Source organism: Micromonospora sp. NPDC050795 (assembly GCF_044456785.1).
Classification (GTDB): Bacteria; Actinomycetota; Actinomycetes; order Mycobacteriales; family Micromonosporaceae; genus Micromonospora.
Map to the genome: position 1 here is coordinate 185584 of NZ_JBITGE010000001.1, position 16320 is coordinate 201903.

The following is a 16320-nucleotide window of genomic DNA, read 5'->3' on the forward strand; positions in this document are numbered from 1 at the left end:
CCGGTGGTCAGTACGCGCCGCGGCCGTTCAGCACCGCGCCGAAGGTCTTCCAGAGGATGGTGAGGTCGGCGGCGAGGGACCAGTTCTCCACGTAGTAGAGGTCCAGCCGGATGCCGTCCTCCCAGCTCAGGTCGGAGCGGCCACTGACCTGCCACAGGCCCGTCATGCCGGGCTTGACCAGCAGCCGTCGGGCCACGTCACCGTCGTAACGGGCCACCTCCGAGGGCAGCGGCGGGCGCGGCCCGACCAGGCTCATCTGCCCCAGCAGCACGTTGACCAACTGCGGCAGCTCGTCCAGTGACCATTTGCGCAGCAGCCGGCCGACGCGGGTCACCCGGGGGTCCTGGCGCATCTTGAACATCAGGCCGTCGGTCTCGTTGCGCGCGGTCAGCTCCGCGAGCAGCGCGTCCGCGTTCACCACCATGGTGCGGAACTTGAAGACGCCGAACTCCTGCCCGCCGCGACCGACCCGGACCTGCCGGAACAGCACCGGGCCCCGGCTGTCCAGTTTGATGGCCAGCGCGATGAACGCGATCAGCGGCAGCAGCACCGCCAGCGCCAACGACGAGACGGACCGGTCGACGAAACCCTTCACCAGCTTGCGCACCCCGCGGAACTCGGGCGCCTCGACGTGGATCAGCGGCAGGCCGGCGACCGGGCGGGTGTGGATGCGCGGGCCGGCGACGTCGGTCAGCGCGGGTGCCACGACCAGGTCGACGCCGGTCCCCTCCAACTGCCAGCCGAGGCGGCGCAGCCGGGCCGCGGTCAGCTCACCGGAGGCGGTCACCGCGACCGTGTCCGCGCCGATCGCGGTGGCGGCCTCCGGGATGCCCCGGAAGGACCCCACCACCGGCACGTCACCCAGCCGCTGCGCCACCGGCGCGAGCAGCGCGTCCGGGATGCAGGCGCCCACCACCTGGTAGCCGGCGTACGGCTCGCGGCGCAGCGTGTGGACCAACTCCAACACGTGAGCGGTATCGCCGACCACCAGCACCTTGCGGGACCAGCCGGCACCCAGCGAGCGGGCCCGGTGCAGCCGCTTACGGGCGGCGAACCGCGCCACCTCCAGCCCGACGGTGCCCACCGCGAAGGAGATGCCCAGGAAACCCCGGGAGACGCCGACATCGGCGATGTAGCCGATGATGGCGATCGCCCCGGCCAGGCGCAGGCTGGCTGAGCTGACCCGCCGGTACTCGTCCGCCCCGTAGCCGATCACCCGGTCGTCGTAGCAGCCGAGCGCCTTGAGCGAGATCAGCCAGGCCAGCACCAACCCGGGGGCGACCAGCACGTACGGGATCTCCGAGCCGGTCGGCTCGTCGTCACCGAAACGGGCGACGTACCCGATCAGCAGCGCGATGATGAGGATGGTGGTGTCCAGCACCACCAGAACCCGGACGTAGGACCGTTCGTCAGCGCGCGCCACCGACCCGGCGCGTCGATCGTCCGGCTCCGCCGACGTGGCGGGGGTCAACAGTGTCGCCACGCTCACCGGCCCTCCCACTCTGTACAGGATGGCCCCGGCCGACGGGTCGGTCCGGAGGCGGACCGACTATGCCGGAACAGTCGACATCCTGCCTTGACAACTATGACTGCCGATTGCTTCCGACGTATTGCCGTCACTTTTCTTCAACAACCTGGTGACCGAAAAGGGGCCTGCCACACCGAATCGACGGTACGGCAGGCCCCTTGACGTCTGAGCGTCGGATCAGCGCGGCGCTGGCGGACGCCGTGCGATGGCGCTGAGGAAGATGCTGCCGATCTCGCTCGGGTCCTTCGTGACGAAGACGTCGCCACCGGTCACCTTGGTGATCGACTCCAGCTCCGCCTTGCTGACGCCCTCGCCGATACCGATCATGATGACCTGGACCGGCCGCTCCGGGTCGGCGATCTGCTTGAGCTTGCTGAGCAACTGCTGCTGGTTGAGGCCGTTGTCGTCCTCGTTCTTGCCGTCGGTGAACAGCACGATCGAATTGACCCGGCCCGGCTGCCAGTTCTCCTGCACCGCCTGGTACGCGGCCAGCATGGTGTCGTAGAGGCCGGTGTCACCGCTGGAAGGCTTGACGGTGGCGAGCGCGCCCTCCAACTGGGCCCGCTGACCGGAGAGCGGCCCGATCGGGACCAGCTCCCGGTAGTCCCGGTTGCCGACGAGCTTGGTGGAGAAGGTCCACAGGCCGATCGACCAGGAGTCGTCGAAGAGGCCGAGGCCGCGACGGGCCGCGTCGACGGTGACCTCTTCCCGGCTGCGGTTGTTGGCGCTGGGCACCGGGTCCTTCATCGAGCCGGACACGTCGATGACGGCGAGCATCCGACCGGACTGGGTGGCGATCGACCAGCTGGAGACGACCCGCTGGATGGCGGCCGGGTCGAGGCCACCCGCCGCGGTGCCGCCGTTCGCCGGTGCGGTCGGCGCGCCGCCGGACGGGCTCGGAGCACCCTGCGGCGCCTTGAAACCATCGCCCCAGTTGCCGTCCGGCGCGCGCAGCGACTGCGCGGCGAGCCGGTTACGGAAGGTCGGGCTGGTGAGCAGCTCGTACAGCACCTTGGCCGCCGACGCCTTGCTCGGCTCGATGCCGGGCAGCACCGCGTACGGGTAGTCCAGCGGCATCGGCGCCGGCTCCATGTAGAGCGCGGCCAGCGGCACCGGCGGCTTCTTGCTGTTGTACGCGATCACGTCTTCTTCGGACAGAGCCGCCGCGCCGAGACCGCTCGCGATGGACGTCGCGTCGTTGGCCGTGGGGAAGCGGGCCAGCAGGTCGTTGCGGAGCGAGGAACGCCCTGTGGCCAGTGCCCGCAGCGCCCCGACGGTGTTGCGCTGGGCGTCGCCGCCGGCGCCGTTCGCCGCAGCGGTCAGCGAGAGCAGACCGGACAGACCCGCGGCGTCGCGGGTCGGCTCGACGATCCCGGTCCGCAGCGGAGAGCTGCTGTTGTTGACCTGCTTGAGTAGGTCGGTCCAGTTGAACTTCTTGTCCGGCCAGCCCAGTCGGGTGGCGATCGGCTCGGGCATCGCGACGACGATCGGGCTGCGCGCGATGGACTGGCCGTTGGTCGGAGCGAACGCCGTCGCGTCCTTCTTCAGCCGCAGCAGCCAGGTCGAGGAGTCGGGCACCCAGACGTCCGGGCTGACGGCGGTGCCACTGGCCTGCCCCACACCGGCCAGCAGGGCCCCGTGCTTGGCCGCCACCACGGCCGCCACGTCGACCGGGTCGGACGCGGACACGTCGACGCGGATGCAGGTCGGGCCCACCGCCGCGCCGTCCTTGACCCACTGGGACGCGGCAGCGTCAACCGCTGGCGCGAGTTCGGAGGCGACCGCCACGGCTAGTCGGATCTCTCCCGAGCAGCTGGGCTGGATCAACTCCTGGTAGCCGAACCACGCGCCCGTCGTCACGACGAGCACCCCCGCCGTTGCGGCGGCGGCGGCTAGGTGGAGTTTCGAACGCATGCGATGGCGGCCTGCTGACACGGTGACCATCTTGCGTACTAGGTGCCGTCTCTGCCACATCCGTTCGGACTAAAGTTACGGAGGAGAAACAGTTAACCACTTTTTTGCAACACAGAGTGACGAGGCAGCCTCGCGGCGTTGCCAAACCAGTGCCAGCCTCACGTCTATTGAGCGAGCGTTCAGGCCAGAACGCAGGTCGGGCTCGGCACCGGCACCGGCTCGCCGGCCGCCTCCAGGACGCCGGTGTCGGCGTCGCGACGGAACACCCGCACCATGTCCGCCCGCTCGTCGGCGACGTAGAGGTGCTCCCCGATGAGGGCGAAGTGCCGGGGCCACTCACCGCCGGTGTCCACTTCGGCCACCAACTCGGGCAACTCCCCGGCCACCGCGAAGACCGCCAGCGTCCCCACCCCACGGTTAGCGACGTACAGGAACCGGCCGTCCGGGGCGACCGCGACCTCCGACGGCTGGACGTGACCCGCGCGCCCGCTCGCCTCGACCCGCCCGCGCTGGTGCAACGCGCCGTCGTCGGTCAGCTCATAGGCGGTGACCGAGGCGTCCAGCTCACCGACGACGTAGCAGCGTCGTCCGTCCGGGTGCCGGGCCAGGTGCCGGGGGCCGGTGCCGGGCTTCGTACGCACCCGGGGCGCACGCGGCACCAGTCGCCCGGTCGCCTCGTCCAGGTCGTACCGGTAGACCGAGTCGGTGCCGAGATCCACGCCGAAGATCGGCCCCTGGCCCGCACCGGGCGAGACCATGTGGGCGTGGGCGTGGTCCTGGCGCTCCGGGTCGGGGCCGTGCCCCTCGTGCACCACCAGGTCGGTGCGCTCGCCGGGCACGCCCTGCGGGTCGAGCGGGAAGACCGCGATGCTGCCGCTGCCGTAGTTGGCCGCCAGCAGGTGACCGCCACCGGGCAGCACCGCCAGGTGGCAGGGCTCCGCACCGCCGGTCGACCGACTGCCGAGCGGGTCCAACGCGCCGTCCGCACCGACCCGCCAGGCGCTGATCTCGCCGTCCGTCAGCTCGTTGACCGCGTAGAGCACCGGCTTGGTGGGGTGCCGCACCAGGAAGGAGGGGGACGGGGTGACCGCCACCGTGCCGAGCGGTGTCAGCGCCCCGGTGCTCGGGTCGCGACGCGCGGCGACGATGCCGCTGCCCCGCCCGCCGCTCTGCGCGGTGTAACCCCCGATGTGGACGACCTCACCCTGACTGCTCACGCCCAACTCCTCCGCCGGCAACCTTCGTTGATCCAACCAGAGGCTGCCCGCGTTGCCCGCCCGTTAACCGGCTTTTCGGCCCGGATCTCAGGCCGCCGGCACCGGCTCACCGCGCTGTCGGGCGACGTGCTCCACCAGAGAGATCAGAACCATCTTCCCGGACTGCCGGTCCCGGGCGTCGCAGAGCACCATCGGTACGTCCGGGTCCAGGTCGAGCGCCCGGCGTACGGTCTCCAGGTTGAACCGGCGGGAGTCGTCGAAACAGTTCACGCCCACAACGAACGGGATTCCCCGCTGCTCGAAGTAGTCGATGGAGGGGAAGCAGTCGGCCAACCGCCGGGTGTCGGCGAGCACCACGGCGCCGAGCGCGCCGAAGGCCAGCTCGTCCCAGAGGAACCAGAACCGGTCCTGGCCCGGCGTGCCGAACAGGTAGACCTGGAGGTCCTCGTTGATGGTGATGCGGCCGAAGTCCATCGCCACAGTGGTGGTGGACTTGCCCTCCACGCCGGAGAGGTCGTCGGTGCCGATCCCGGCACCGGTGAGCACCTCCTCGGTCTGCAACGGACGGACCTCGCTCAGGGCGCTCACCAAGGTCGTCTTGCCAGCTCCGAAGCCCCCCGCGATGAGGATCTTCAGTGCCAGCGGGATGGTGGTGCTGGTGCCCACCCGGTCATAGCGCACGGAGTCCACTGACCACCGCCTTGAGGATGTCGTCGTCGGGAAGGATGCCGGCGGCCGGCGGCTCGTGCACCGCGACCAGGCCCTCGGCGAGGAGATCACCGAGCAGTACCCGGACCACGCCGACCGCGAGGTCCAGCTCGGCTGCCAGTTCGGCCACCGACACCGGTCGGTGGGCCAACGTGACCAGCCGTCGATGCTCCGGCAGCAGATGCGAATGGCTTGTCGCGTCGACGTCCGAAGCGGCCAACACGAACGCGACCAGGTTGAATCCGTCGACGGCGGGGCGTACGCGGCCTCCGGTGAGGGTGTACGGGCGCATCACCGGGCCGGCTTCACCGTCCAGCCACTCGTGCTGCGGCCCGGGCGGTTCAGTCCTCATCTCCGGCACCCGCCGCCGATCGGGCCGGCGCGGCGAGGCTCTCCCCCACGCGGATCACCAGCATCGCCATCTCGTACGCGACCAGCCCGATGTCCGCGTCGGCGTCGCTCACCACGGCCAGGCAGGCACCCTGCCCGGCGGCGGTGACGAAGAGGTACGCCTCCTCCATCTCCACCACTGTCTGCCGGACCGGGCCGCCGTCCACGTGCCGGCTGGCGCCTCGGGCGAGGCTGGAGAAGCCGGCGGCGAGCGCACAGAGGTGCTCGGCGTCGGAGCGATCCAGCTCGGCCGAGCAGCCGAGCAGCAGGCCGTCGGCGGAGAGCACCACCGCCTCCCGGGCGGCGGGTACCCGTTGCACCAGTTCGTCGAGCAACCAGTCCAGGCCGGCGCTCTGCTTCGTCGAATGCCGCACTAGGCGTCCCTCTCAGTCGCGGTCGGGGGTTCGGGGGTCGTCGGCGGGTCGGTGGGGGCCGCCTGGACCGCCGGGCCGGTCGGCGCTGGCGGGCCGGTCGGCGCGGGCGGGGTGATGGCGGTGGCGCGTCCGCGCGCCGTGCCGGCCTGGAGTGCCGCCATTACCTGGCGGACCTCCTCCGGCGAGCGGGGCGACGGCGTGTCGGTGACGGTCGAGCGGGGCTGGGCGGCGGGGGTACGACGTCGCACCCGGCGGGGCAGACCATCCAGCTCGTCGTCCGGCTCGTCAGGGGTGGCCGACCCCTCGACGCGCCCGTCGGCGGGGGCGATGGTCGAGGTCGGCGCTCCGCTGGGCGGGGCCGTGCTGGCGGACGGGGCCGTCGGCGGTCGGGTACGGGGGCGGGTCACGGCGCCCCGGCGCGCCGTCCGGGCCAGCCGCCGGCTCGGGTCGGCCGACGCGGTGTCGAGCGTGGCGGGGTCGGGGCCGGCCGGCGGCTCGGTGGTGACGAGGTCGCCGGGGACCAGCACGACGGCGGTCACGCCACCCTCCCCGGATGGGCGCAATCGCACCCGTACGCCGTGCCGGGCCGCCAGCCGGGCCACCACGAACAGGCCGAGTCGGGCGCTCTGCGCCGGGTCGAACTCGGGCGAGCTGGCCAGTCGGGTGTTGGCGGTCTCCAGCGCCGCGGCGGACATGCCCAGCCCCTGGTCGGTGATCTCCAGGGCGTACCCGTTGGCCACCTGCTCGCCGGTGACGGTGACCCGGGTGTCCGGCGGGGAGAAGGCGGTGGCGTTCTCGAACAGCTCGGCGAGCAGGTGGATGACGTCGCCGACCGCCCGCCCCAGTACGCCGGCCGGCTGCACGGCCTTGACGTCCACCCGTTCGTACGCCTCGACCTCGGAGATCGCGCCACGGATCACGTCGACCATCGCGACCGGGTGCCGCCAACCCCGACCGGGCGCGGAGCCGGCGAGGATGACCAGATCCTCCGCGTGCCGGCGCAGCCGGGTGGCCAGGTGGTCGACCTGGAACAGCTCGGCCAACTCGTCCGGGTCCTCGCTACGCCGCTCCATCCGGTCCAGCAGGTGCAACTGACGGTGCACCAGGCTCTGGCTGCGTCGGGCGATGTTGAGGAAGACCTCGTTGAGCCCGCGACGCAGGGTGACCTCGTCCACCGCGGCCTGGACGGCGGTGCGCTGCACCTCGGTGAAGGCGCGCCCGACCTCGCCGATCTCGTCGTGGCCGTACTCCAGCGGCGGTGCCTCCCGGGCGACGTCGACCTGCTCGCCACGGCGCAGCCGGGCCACCACGTCGGGCAGCCGGTGCTCGGCCAGCTCCAGGGCCGCGGTGCGGACGCCGCTGAGCCGGCGGACCAGGGTGCGGCCGACCCGCAGCGCCACCAGCACCGAGACGACGACTGCGACGAGCCCGAGTACGCCGGCGGCGGCCAGCCGCACCAGGATGCGGACCGCCATCGGCACCGAACGGTCGGCGAGAGCGTCGGCCTCGGACAGTTCGAAGTCCCGCAACTGCTGCTGTACCGCGTCCTGGCTGGCCTGCCAGGCCGCGGCGTCGACAGTCGGCCGGCCGGACCGGTTGGGCACGACCAGCGCGTCCTGCATGTTGCGCAGCCGGGTGAACGCCTCGCTCTCGGTCAACCGTTGGTACGCGACCCGACTGCTCTCGGGCAGGTCCGCCACTGCGCTCTCGGTGAGCCACCGTTGGTTGCCGATGGCCTGGACGAGCTGCGTGTGCTCCCCCTCGGCGAACCGTCCGGCGGTCAGCGCGCCGGCCAGCAGCGCGTCGCTCTGGCCGAGCAGTTCCCGGGAGCGACCGAGCGCGGTGAGCGCCAGCGCCTGCCGGTTGATGTCCGGGTCGGTGAGGGTCGCCATGCCGGCGAACGCCTGGAAGGCCGCGGCGACCATGCCGCTGTGGAGGCCGATCGCACCGGCCCGGTCCACCTTGCGCTCGTCGATGAACCTCCGCCCGTCGGGTAGCGCCGCCAGGGAGTTGACCAGCTGGTCGACCCGGGTTTCCAGCGAGTCGTCGGCGGCGTCGCGCAGCGGCTCCCCGTCCACCCGGCGGCGCAGCTCGGCGACCGCCCGGTCGGTGCGCCCGCGCTGCTCGGCGAGGGCGGGCAACTCGGTATCGCCGGCGAGCTGCACCACCGAGAGTCGGCGTTCCCGTTGCAGCTCGGTGACCACCGTCTCGCCGGGACGACCCAGGTCGTACAACAGGGTGCGGGCGGAGAGCAGGTTCAGGGCGGGACCGAAGGTCAGCGTGGTCGCGAAGATCCACAGCGCCAGGAGCGCGGTCACCGGCGCGACGACCAGTGCGGTCAGCTTCGAGCGGATCGGCCAGTCGCGGGTTTTCATCAGACCTCGCCCGTACAGGGTGGCAGGAGGGTGCCGGCACCGCCGGGCACCGCGCCTGCCGGCTGCGCGCCCGGCCGCGTCGCCGGGCACCGGCGCGGGCGCCTTGGGCAGGATACGTAATCGGAGGCTGTTTCACTACCGCCCGTGTCGTCACCGCCCAAGCGCCGCGTCCGGGCTGAAACAGGCCTCGGCCGGTGAGTGGTTGCGCCCCTCGTCAGGAAAGTGTCTCGGATCGGGATTGGCGATCACTGCGCGGAGGGAATAGCAGATGACGAAGGAGGAGCCCATGTCGCCCACGCAGATAGTCGTCATCGTGCTCGTCGTGCTGGTGATCGTCGCGGTGCTGGCCGTGGCCGCCCGTTCGCTCAACAACCGCCGGGCCCTGCGCAACCGGTTCGGGCCGGAGTACGACCGGGTGGTGGCGGAACAGGACAGCCGGTCCGCCGCCGAGCGCGAACTGCGCGACCGGGAACGCCGGCATGCCGAGCTCACGCTCACCCCACTGACCCCGGAGTCCCGGGCCCGCTACGCCGCGGCCTGGGAGGAACTTCAGATCCGCTTCATCGACACCCCCGGCGAGACGGTGGGCGACGCAGACGTTCTGGTCACCCGGCTCATCGAGGAGCGGGGCTACCCGACCGGTGACTTCTCCGACCAGATCGCCCACCTCTCCGTCGAGCACGCCCGCACCCTGACCAACTACCGGGACGCGCACGAGATCCACCTGCGCAACTCCCGGGGCGAGGCCAGCACCGAGGAGCTGCGGCAGGCGGTCGTGCACTACCGCGCACTCTTCGCCGATCTGCTGGGCGAGGAGCCGGTCGGCCACCGCACGCCCGAACAGCGCCACCACCCGGACCACGACGCCACGAGCCGCTGAGGAGGCCACCGATGCGCCAGGAAGAGCAGCAGGTGAGCAACGACCACCCGGAGGCCGTCCGCTCCGCGCCCGTGCCGGTACCCCCGGCCGGCGACCGGGGCGACCGCTCCGACGTCCCGGAGGACGCCCTCGACGACCGGGGCACCTTCGACGACCAGACCGCCGCCCACGAGCGGGCCGACGACACCGACCGGGACGCCGCGTACGACCCGGCCGACGACGAGCTGACCGACGACGCCGACCCGCGTCACCGGCGCGATGACCGGTCCACCGACGAGGGCGGTTTCCACGAGCCGGGGCCGCTGCCGACGACGTTCGGCGCCACCACGGTGGCCGACGCGGTGGCCGCCTCCGCGCTGGCCAGCCCGCACCCGCAGGACCAGCCGGACCCGAGGGCCGAGCGGACCGCCCAGCCGGGCGACGGCGCCGAGGACGGTGAGCGGGAGGGCCTGCGCGCCGACCCCACCGCCGAGCTGCACCGCCGCGACGCGTACGTCGACGACAGTGCGGACGTCGACGACCGCACGGATGTCGACGACAGCGCGGACGTCGACGACCGCACCGACCTGGACGACCGCGCCGACGCGGACACGTCCGCGCGCACCGTCGTCGCGCCGGGGAGCACTGACGGCGACCCTGAGCGGCGCGGCGACCTGACCGGCGACCGGGACGCCGCGACGGCGGGCGCGGCCGGCTACGGCAGCGCGACACCGGAGATGGTCGACCCGGACGCGGACGGCGAACCGGCCCCCGGTGACGACGCCAGCCCCACGCTGGAGTCCGCCGGAACATCCCGACCCGCCGGGTCGACAGTCGCGGCCGAGCCGGTCACGCTTCTCGACACGGACACCGCGCAGGGCTTCCGGGACCGCTGGCGGGACGTGCAGCTGCGTTTCGTCGACGACCCGCAGGCGGCTGCCGGCGAGGCGCAGTCGCTGGTGGAGGAGGCCATTCAGGCCCTCTCCTCGGCGCTGGCCGCGCAGAAGAACACGCTGGGCGGGTGGCAGGACGCCGGCTCGGCCGACACCGAGCAACTGCGGATGGCGGTCCGCAACTACCGGGACTTCCTGGACCGCGTTCTCGGTCGCTGAGTCCACCGGACCGACACTGGCGCCCCGGCCGAAAACGGCCGGGGCGCCCTTCTGCGTACCGATCCAGCCAGGCCGCTCGAAGAGGTCAGACACACCCGGGCGCATCCTCCGGGAGTGAAACCGCTCGGACCGGGTAATAGGGCGCGCGCGAACCAACCAGCGCGGACGTCGGGACGAGGGGTGACGGGATGGGCGGCGACGGTCTCCGGCTCAACATGAACGGCCTGGACTACCTGATCCTGGCGCTGTACTTCGTCACCGTTCTCGGGGTCGGCTTCGCCGCGCGCCGGGCCATCCGGACCAGCGTCGACTTCTTCCTCTCCGGCCGCTCCCTGCCGGCCTGGGTGACCGGTCTCGCCTTCGTCTCGGCGAACCTGGGCGCGTTGGAGATCATCGGAATGGCCGCCAACGGGGCCCAGTACGGCGTCATGACGGTCCACTACTACTGGATCGGCGCGGTCCCGGCGATGGTCTTCCTGGGCATCGTGATGATGCCCTTCTACTACGGCTCCAAGGTCCGCAGCGTGCCGGAGTACCTGCGGCTGCGCTTCAACCGCCCCACCCACCTGCTCAACGCGATCAGCTTCGCCGTCGCCCAGGTGTTGATCGCCGGCGTGAACCTGTACGCGCTGGCGCTCGTCATGCAGGCGCTGCTCGGCTGGCCGCTCTGGACGGCGATCGTGGTCGGCGCGGCGATCGTGCTGGCGTACATCACCATCGGCGGCCTGTCCGGGGCGATCTACAACGAGGTGCTCCAGTTCTTCGTCATCCTGGCCGGCCTCATCCCGGTCACCGTGATCGGCCTGGTCAAGGTCGGCGGGTGGAACGGCCTGATGGACGCGGTCGGCGACACCAAGCTCGGCGAGGCCGGCCTGCACGCGTGGCAGGACACCGGCAGCACGGCCAACCCGCTGGGCGCGCACTGGATCGGCATCGTCTTCGGCCTCGGCTTCGTGCTGTCCTTCGGCTACTGGACGACGAACTTCGCCGAGGTGCAGCGGGCCCTCTCGGCCAAGAACATGAGCGCCGCCCGGCGTACGCCGATCATCGCCGCGTACCCGAAGCTGTTCATCCCCCTGGTCACGGTCATCCCCGGCCTGGTGGCCCTGGTCACGGTGAAGGGCCTCGGCGCGGAGAGCGGCGACCTGCAGTACAACAACGCCATCCCGCTGCTGATGCGCGACCTGCTCCCCAACGGCGTGCTCGGGGTCGCGGTCACCGGCCTGCTCGCCTCGTTCATGGCCGGCATGGCGGCCAACGTGAGCGGCTTCAACACCGTCTTCACCTACGACATCTGGCAGGCGTACATCCGCCGTGACCGGTCGGACGAGTACTACCTGCGCGTCGGCCGGTGGGCGACGGTCGCCGCCGTGGTGATCGGGATCGGCACCGCGTTCATCGCGGCCGGGTTCAGCAACATCATGAACTACATCCAGGCGCTCTTCTCCGTCTTCAACGCGCCGCTGTTCGCCACCTTCATCATCGGCATGTTCTGGAAGCGGATGACCGCGCTGGCCGGCTTCTGGTCGCTGCTGCTGGGCACCCTGGTGTCGCTGAGCCTCTACCTGCTCTACAAGGCCGGGGTGATCGATTTCAACTCCGACCTGGAGGAGAGCTTCTGGGGCGCCGGTCTGGCGTTCGTCACGGCGGTGGTGGTCGCCGCGATCGTCACCCCGCTCACCTCACCCAAGCGGGACGAGGAGTTGCGCGGGTTGGTGTACGGCATGGGCGGCGTCGACCTGAAGGGCGACGTGCTCGCAGGGGACGCCGCCTGGTACCGCTCCCCGGTGCTGCTCGGTCTGATCGCGGTCGCGCTGGCCGCCCTCTTCTACATCCCGGTCTTCTGAGGAAAGGGGTCGGCAGATGAGCAACGACGGCCAGCCGGCACAGGACCCACTGATCGACGAGGCACAGGCCGAGCAGCGGCGCTCGGCCGCGGCCCGGTTGTTCGACATCCGCCGGGTGATCGGTGGCCTCTTCGTCGCGTACGGGGTCATCGTCACGCTGATCGGCATCTTCGACAGCCGGGCCGAGATCGACAAGGCCGAAGGCGTACGGATCAACCTGTGGGCCGGGCTGGCGATGCTCGTGTTCGGTCTGCTCATGCTGCTCTGGCAGTGGTGGCGCCCAGCGGAGGCGCCGGCGCCGAACGAGCAGCAGCCCGACGCCTGACCCAACCGCGCCGCCCCGGCCCGACCGCCGGGCGGTGCGGCATGAGCGCGGCACGAAGGGGTACGCGGGGGAATCAGGCACCGTGTCGGACCCAGGAGGCAGCACCATGACCGATCGCGATCGCCAACCGCCGCTGGAGGACAGCCCCGAGGTGGCCTCGGCGGTGGACGATGACGCCACCGTGCCGCAACTGCGGACCGGAGGCGGCCCGGACCGGGACACCCCGGGCTTCGCCGAACCCCGCAGTCGACCGGGCGACCTCGCACCCGACACCGACGAACTGATCGGCGACCCGTACGCCGCCGGCACCGGGGCGACCGGGACGGGCACCGGCGCCGGCGGGGACAACATCCGCACCGGGGGCGAGCAGCCCTGGGAGCCGGAGGACCTGGTGATGGCCCGCGGGCAGGATCTGACACCGGAGAACCTGGAGAAGGCCCGCCGTGACCTGGCCGAGCAGGGCCAGGCGGCGATCGAACGCACGGTGCCCTGATCGGGCCGACAAAGGGGGGTCCCCGGCCCGACCTGTGACGGTCGAGCCGGGGACCCGGGGGGAACCTGCTGCCAACAGTGCCTCACCAACCACTGGCAGCGGGTTGGTGCGTGAGCTACCCGATCAGAGCGCCGGGTAGGCGTTGCGCATGAGCTCCTGGAACTGGGCGGAGAACCAGGCACCGGAGATCGTCGCGTTGCCCAGAGCCCCCGACGGGTTGTTGCCGTTGCGGGCGTTGCCGCCGTACGTCGGGTCACACATCCGGTCGAAGCCCTTGCCCTCGTTGTTCGGGATCTCGCTGCTGGAGCCGTCCGACTCGCCCGGCGGCTTCACCCAGACGTAGGCGTCGATGCCCGTCGCCGGGTTCGCCCGGGGCCGCTCACCGAGACCGGCACCGGCCTGGTTGCACCAGTTGCCGAGGTGCGCCCGGCGGTCGATGCGGCCACCGTTGACGTACGTGTCGACGCTCGTCATCGCGCCCGGCCCGGTGGGTCGGGCGGAGCCGCCCCAACCGTTGCGGGAGGTGTCGATGAGCATGCCGATGTTCGAGTTGAAGCCCAACGAGACCAGCTTGGTCCGGAAGGCCTGGGCGAACGACAGCTCGTCGACGTAGTAGTTCCAGTCGACCCACTTGGACTGCCGCACCGTCTGGCCGTTCACGTTGTCGGTGACCTTGAAGTACGGCTCCTGGAGCGCCGAGTAGTTCGCGGTGTTGGTGATGAATCCGTGCACGTTGTTGACCGTGCTGCCGGAGGCGACCGCGGCGGTCTTCAGGATTTCGGCGCTCGGGTTGAAGTTGCTGTCCCAACCGAGCCAGCCGTGGTGGCCGGAGTCGATGTAGTTGTAGACGTTGCCGATCGCGCCCAGCTTGGCCAGGGCGTAGCCGACGCCGTTGACGTAGGCGCCGTTTGCCTTGACCGTGTCGCACATGACCGTGCCGCCAGGCTGCCCGGAGGTGTTGGTCACCAGGTTCGGCAGCGAGTCGATCTCGATGATGTTGATGATCCGCAGGCTGCTGTACTTCGACTGACCCTGGATCGCGGCGATCGGGTCGATGTACTGGGCCTTGTACTTCGGCAGCTCGTCCGGTCCCAGCTCACCGTTGGAGGCGAGCGCCGAGCAGTCCCGGCCGGGCAGGTTGTAGATCACGAACTGGATGTAGCCGGCACCCTGGCGCAGCGCCTCGTCCAGGTGCTCCTTCACCCCGAAGGCACCGTTGGAGCTGCTGTTCGGCGTGCCGTTGATCGCGGCGATCCGGTCCAGCCAGACGGCGGTGGGGTTGTTGGAGACCCGGCTTCCGCCGGCCTCGGCGTCCGCCTTGGCCTTCCACTCCGGGTTCACGTAACCGCGGACCCCGACGTACGGGTTGTCGACCTTCGTGCCGGGCGGCGGGGTGGTGGGCGGCGGGTCGGTGGGCGGAGGGGTGGTGGGCGGCGGGTCCGTCGGCGGGGGCGTGGTCGGTGGGGGCGTCGTCGGCGGGGTGGTGCCACCGTTGCAGGCCACGCCGTTGAGGGTGAACGAGGTCGGCTTCGGGTTGCTGCCGCTCCACGCGCCGTTGAAGCCGATGCTCGTCGACGCGCCGGTGGCCAGGGTGCCGTTGTAGGACATGCTCCGGGCGGTGACCTGGCTGCCGGACTGGGTGTACGTGGCCGACCAGCCCTGCTGCACCCGCTGGCTGGAGTTGGGGAAGGTCCAGCCGAGCGTCCAGCCGTTCAGCGGGTCGCCGATGTTCTTGATGGTGATGTTCGCGGTGAAGCCGCCCTGCCAGTCGTTACTCGTGTACGCGATGTCGCACTGCGTCGCGGCCTGCGCCGCGGTAACCGGAATCGTTACGAGCCCACCGGCGACCAGGGCACCCGCGCCGGCGAGCGCGAGGGCCCGGCGTGGGCCGGTAAACCTTCTCCACACATTCATGCCACTGATCTCCTTGGGCGAGACCGGGCCCACGTACGGCCCGGCGGGACGGCCCGATGGGCGTCCTGCACGGACGGCCGTCGGCGCCACGGGATTCTTTGGGGGCGCCCGACCCGGACGGGCGATGGTGGTGGTGGTGCCCGACCGATGCGTCGGCCGGTCGATCGGCGGCGGGTGCGTCGCCCGGTGAAACCGGGTGCCCTCGACTCCCTGCCTGCACGGTGTGGCTCTCAGAACCGCGTTCGCCGATTCTTGCATGGGAGCGCTTCCATGGCAATGGCTCGATGTGTTGACGGAACCGCTCCGGACGATACCCCCGAGCACGCCGGAGCGGCACGCGCCGCCCGGAGCCGCAGCTACGGGATGGCGGGGCAGGCCAGGAACGGGCGGCGCGCAACAGCACGGCACACCCACGGACCCCCGGGACGGCTGACACAGCACTCAGCACGGCGAAAGCCGCGTACCACCCCTTCACCTCTTACATGGATCAAAGGTAAAACGCGAATCTTTCACTTCATAAGTCATGAAACAGTCTAACGTCGGTCTTAGCTCGGTTGTCGCCGGGCTCAGGACAACAGGGATGGAGTGACGCAGGTCATGGCTAAGAAGATGCTCGGGAAGGTCGTTGCGGGCGCCGCGCTCGGCGGCGCGTCGCTCCTGGTGTTCGCACCGGGGATCGCGTTCGCCGACGGCCACGACGACGGCAAGGTCTACGCCAAGCCGCATGTCGTCAAGGCTGGCGACGAGGTCAAGCTCCTCGAGATCTGCCCGGATCGGCAGGAGCACGCGTACGTGTGGTCCAAGGTCACCGGCAAGGTCAAGCTCAAGCCGGCGGACGAAGACCGGGGCGAGGACCGCGAGTGGCGTGAGGAGGAGGACTCCTCCGACCACGACAAGGGCAAGGACGACAAGGGCAAGGACCACGAAGGCAAGGACGACAAGGGCAAGGACGAGCACGGCAAGGACGACAAGGGCAAGGACGAGAACGGCAAGGGTGGCCAGGGTGGCGGCGCTGCCGCCGACGCCTACGGCGACGAGGGCAGCAAGGACTGGAAGGGCGAGGAGCACGGCCAGGACGCCGAAGAAGGCCGTGACAAGAAGGACTGGGACTCCAAGGACGAAGACAAGAAGGACTGGGAGTCCAAGGACGAGCACGGCTCGGACAACGGCTCGGACAAGGGCTGGGAGAACAAGGACGAGCACGGCTCCGACTACGGCTCGGACAAGGGCTGGGAGAACAAGGACGAGCACGGCTCCGACTACG

13 protein-coding genes and 1 pseudogene are annotated in these 16320 nt (G+C 70.8%); 6 read left to right on the plus strand and 8 right to left on the minus strand.

Annotation, left to right across the window (positions count from 1 at the left end):
- Positions 1 to 7 precede the first annotated feature (7 nt).
- The 7 genes from ACIBEF_RS01055 to ACIBEF_RS01085 form a co-directional block, all read right to left on the minus strand.
- A complete protein-coding gene (locus ACIBEF_RS01055; protein ID WP_396790066.1) occupies positions 8 to 1489 on the minus strand; it encodes a sugar transferase in 1482 nt (493 codons plus the stop codon).
- A 216-nt stretch (positions 1490 to 1705) separates the two neighbouring features.
- Positions 1706 to 3463: a substrate-binding domain-containing protein gene (locus tag ACIBEF_RS01060; RefSeq protein WP_396790068.1), complete on the minus strand. Its 1758-nt coding sequence runs from the start codon at positions 3461 to 3463 to the stop codon at positions 1706 to 1708.
- A 158-nt stretch (positions 3464 to 3621) separates the two neighbouring features.
- The gene (locus ACIBEF_RS01065) at positions 3622 to 4659 is read right to left on the minus strand and encodes a lactonase family protein (RefSeq protein ID WP_396790070.1); all 1038 of its coding nucleotides are present in this window, start codon (positions 4657 to 4659) and stop codon (positions 3622 to 3624) included.
- 87 nt (positions 4660 to 4746) lie between these two features.
- Positions 4747 to 5349: a GTP-binding protein gene (locus ACIBEF_RS01070; protein WP_396790072.1), complete on the minus strand. Its 603-nt coding sequence runs from the start codon at positions 5347 to 5349 to the stop codon at positions 4747 to 4749.
- Positions 5330 to 5719, minus strand: a complete 390-nt coding sequence (locus ACIBEF_RS01075) for a DUF742 domain-containing protein (protein WP_396790074.1) — start codon at positions 5717 to 5719, stop codon at positions 5330 to 5332. Before ACIBEF_RS01075 ends, ACIBEF_RS01070 begins: the two co-directional genes overlap by 20 nt.
- Positions 5709 to 6131, minus strand: coding sequence for a roadblock/LC7 domain-containing protein (locus tag ACIBEF_RS01080; RefSeq protein ID WP_396790076.1), 423 nt, complete (start codon positions 6129 to 6131; stop codon positions 5709 to 5711). Before ACIBEF_RS01080 ends, ACIBEF_RS01075 begins: the two co-directional genes overlap by 11 nt.
- On the minus strand, positions 6131 to 8506 hold the full coding sequence (locus ACIBEF_RS01085) for a nitrate- and nitrite sensing domain-containing protein (RefSeq protein WP_396790078.1): 2376 nt from the start codon (positions 8504 to 8506) through the stop codon (positions 6131 to 6133). Before ACIBEF_RS01085 ends, ACIBEF_RS01080 begins: the two co-directional genes overlap by 1 nt.
- A 286-nt stretch (positions 8507 to 8792) precedes the next feature.
- On the opposite strand from ACIBEF_RS01085, the gene ACIBEF_RS01090 reads away from it, so the two are divergent.
- The 5 genes from ACIBEF_RS01090 (at position 8793) to ACIBEF_RS01110 (ending at position 13142) form a co-directional block, all read left to right on the plus strand.
- Positions 8793 to 9386, plus strand: a complete 594-nt coding sequence (locus ACIBEF_RS01090) for a hypothetical protein (protein ID WP_396790080.1) — start codon at positions 8793 to 8795, stop codon at positions 9384 to 9386.
- 11 nt (positions 9387 to 9397) lie between these two features.
- Positions 9398 to 10477, plus strand: a complete 1080-nt coding sequence (locus tag ACIBEF_RS01095; RefSeq protein ID WP_396790082.1) for a hypothetical protein — start codon at positions 9398 to 9400, stop codon at positions 10475 to 10477.
- A 188-nt stretch (positions 10478 to 10665) separates the two neighbouring features.
- Positions 10666 to 12324 (plus strand): sodium:solute symporter family protein, encoded by a 1659-nt coding sequence (locus ACIBEF_RS01100; protein WP_396790084.1) that lies wholly within the window; start codon positions 10666 to 10668, stop codon positions 12322 to 12324.
- A 16-nt stretch (positions 12325 to 12340) separates the two neighbouring features.
- Complete coding sequence (locus ACIBEF_RS01105) at positions 12341 to 12649, plus strand: hypothetical protein (protein WP_238670491.1); 309 nt, start codon at positions 12341 to 12343, stop codon at positions 12647 to 12649.
- A gap of 106 nt (positions 12650 to 12755) precedes the next feature.
- The gene (locus tag ACIBEF_RS01110; RefSeq protein WP_396790086.1) at positions 12756 to 13142 is read left to right on the plus strand and encodes a hypothetical protein; all 387 of its coding nucleotides are present in this window, start codon (positions 12756 to 12758) and stop codon (positions 13140 to 13142) included.
- Positions 13143 to 13265: 123 nt separating this feature from the next.
- Here ACIBEF_RS01110 and ACIBEF_RS01115 read toward each other — a convergent pair whose 3' ends face one another.
- A complete protein-coding gene (locus tag ACIBEF_RS01115; RefSeq protein WP_396790088.1) occupies positions 13266 to 15056 on the minus strand; it encodes a glycoside hydrolase family 6 protein in 1791 nt (596 codons plus the stop codon).
- A 597-nt stretch (positions 15057 to 15653) separates the two neighbouring features.
- Between ACIBEF_RS01115 and ACIBEF_RS01120 the strand changes: the two are divergent.
- Positions 15654 to 16320: pseudogene (locus tag ACIBEF_RS01120) on the plus strand (hypothetical protein); the annotation flags it as partial.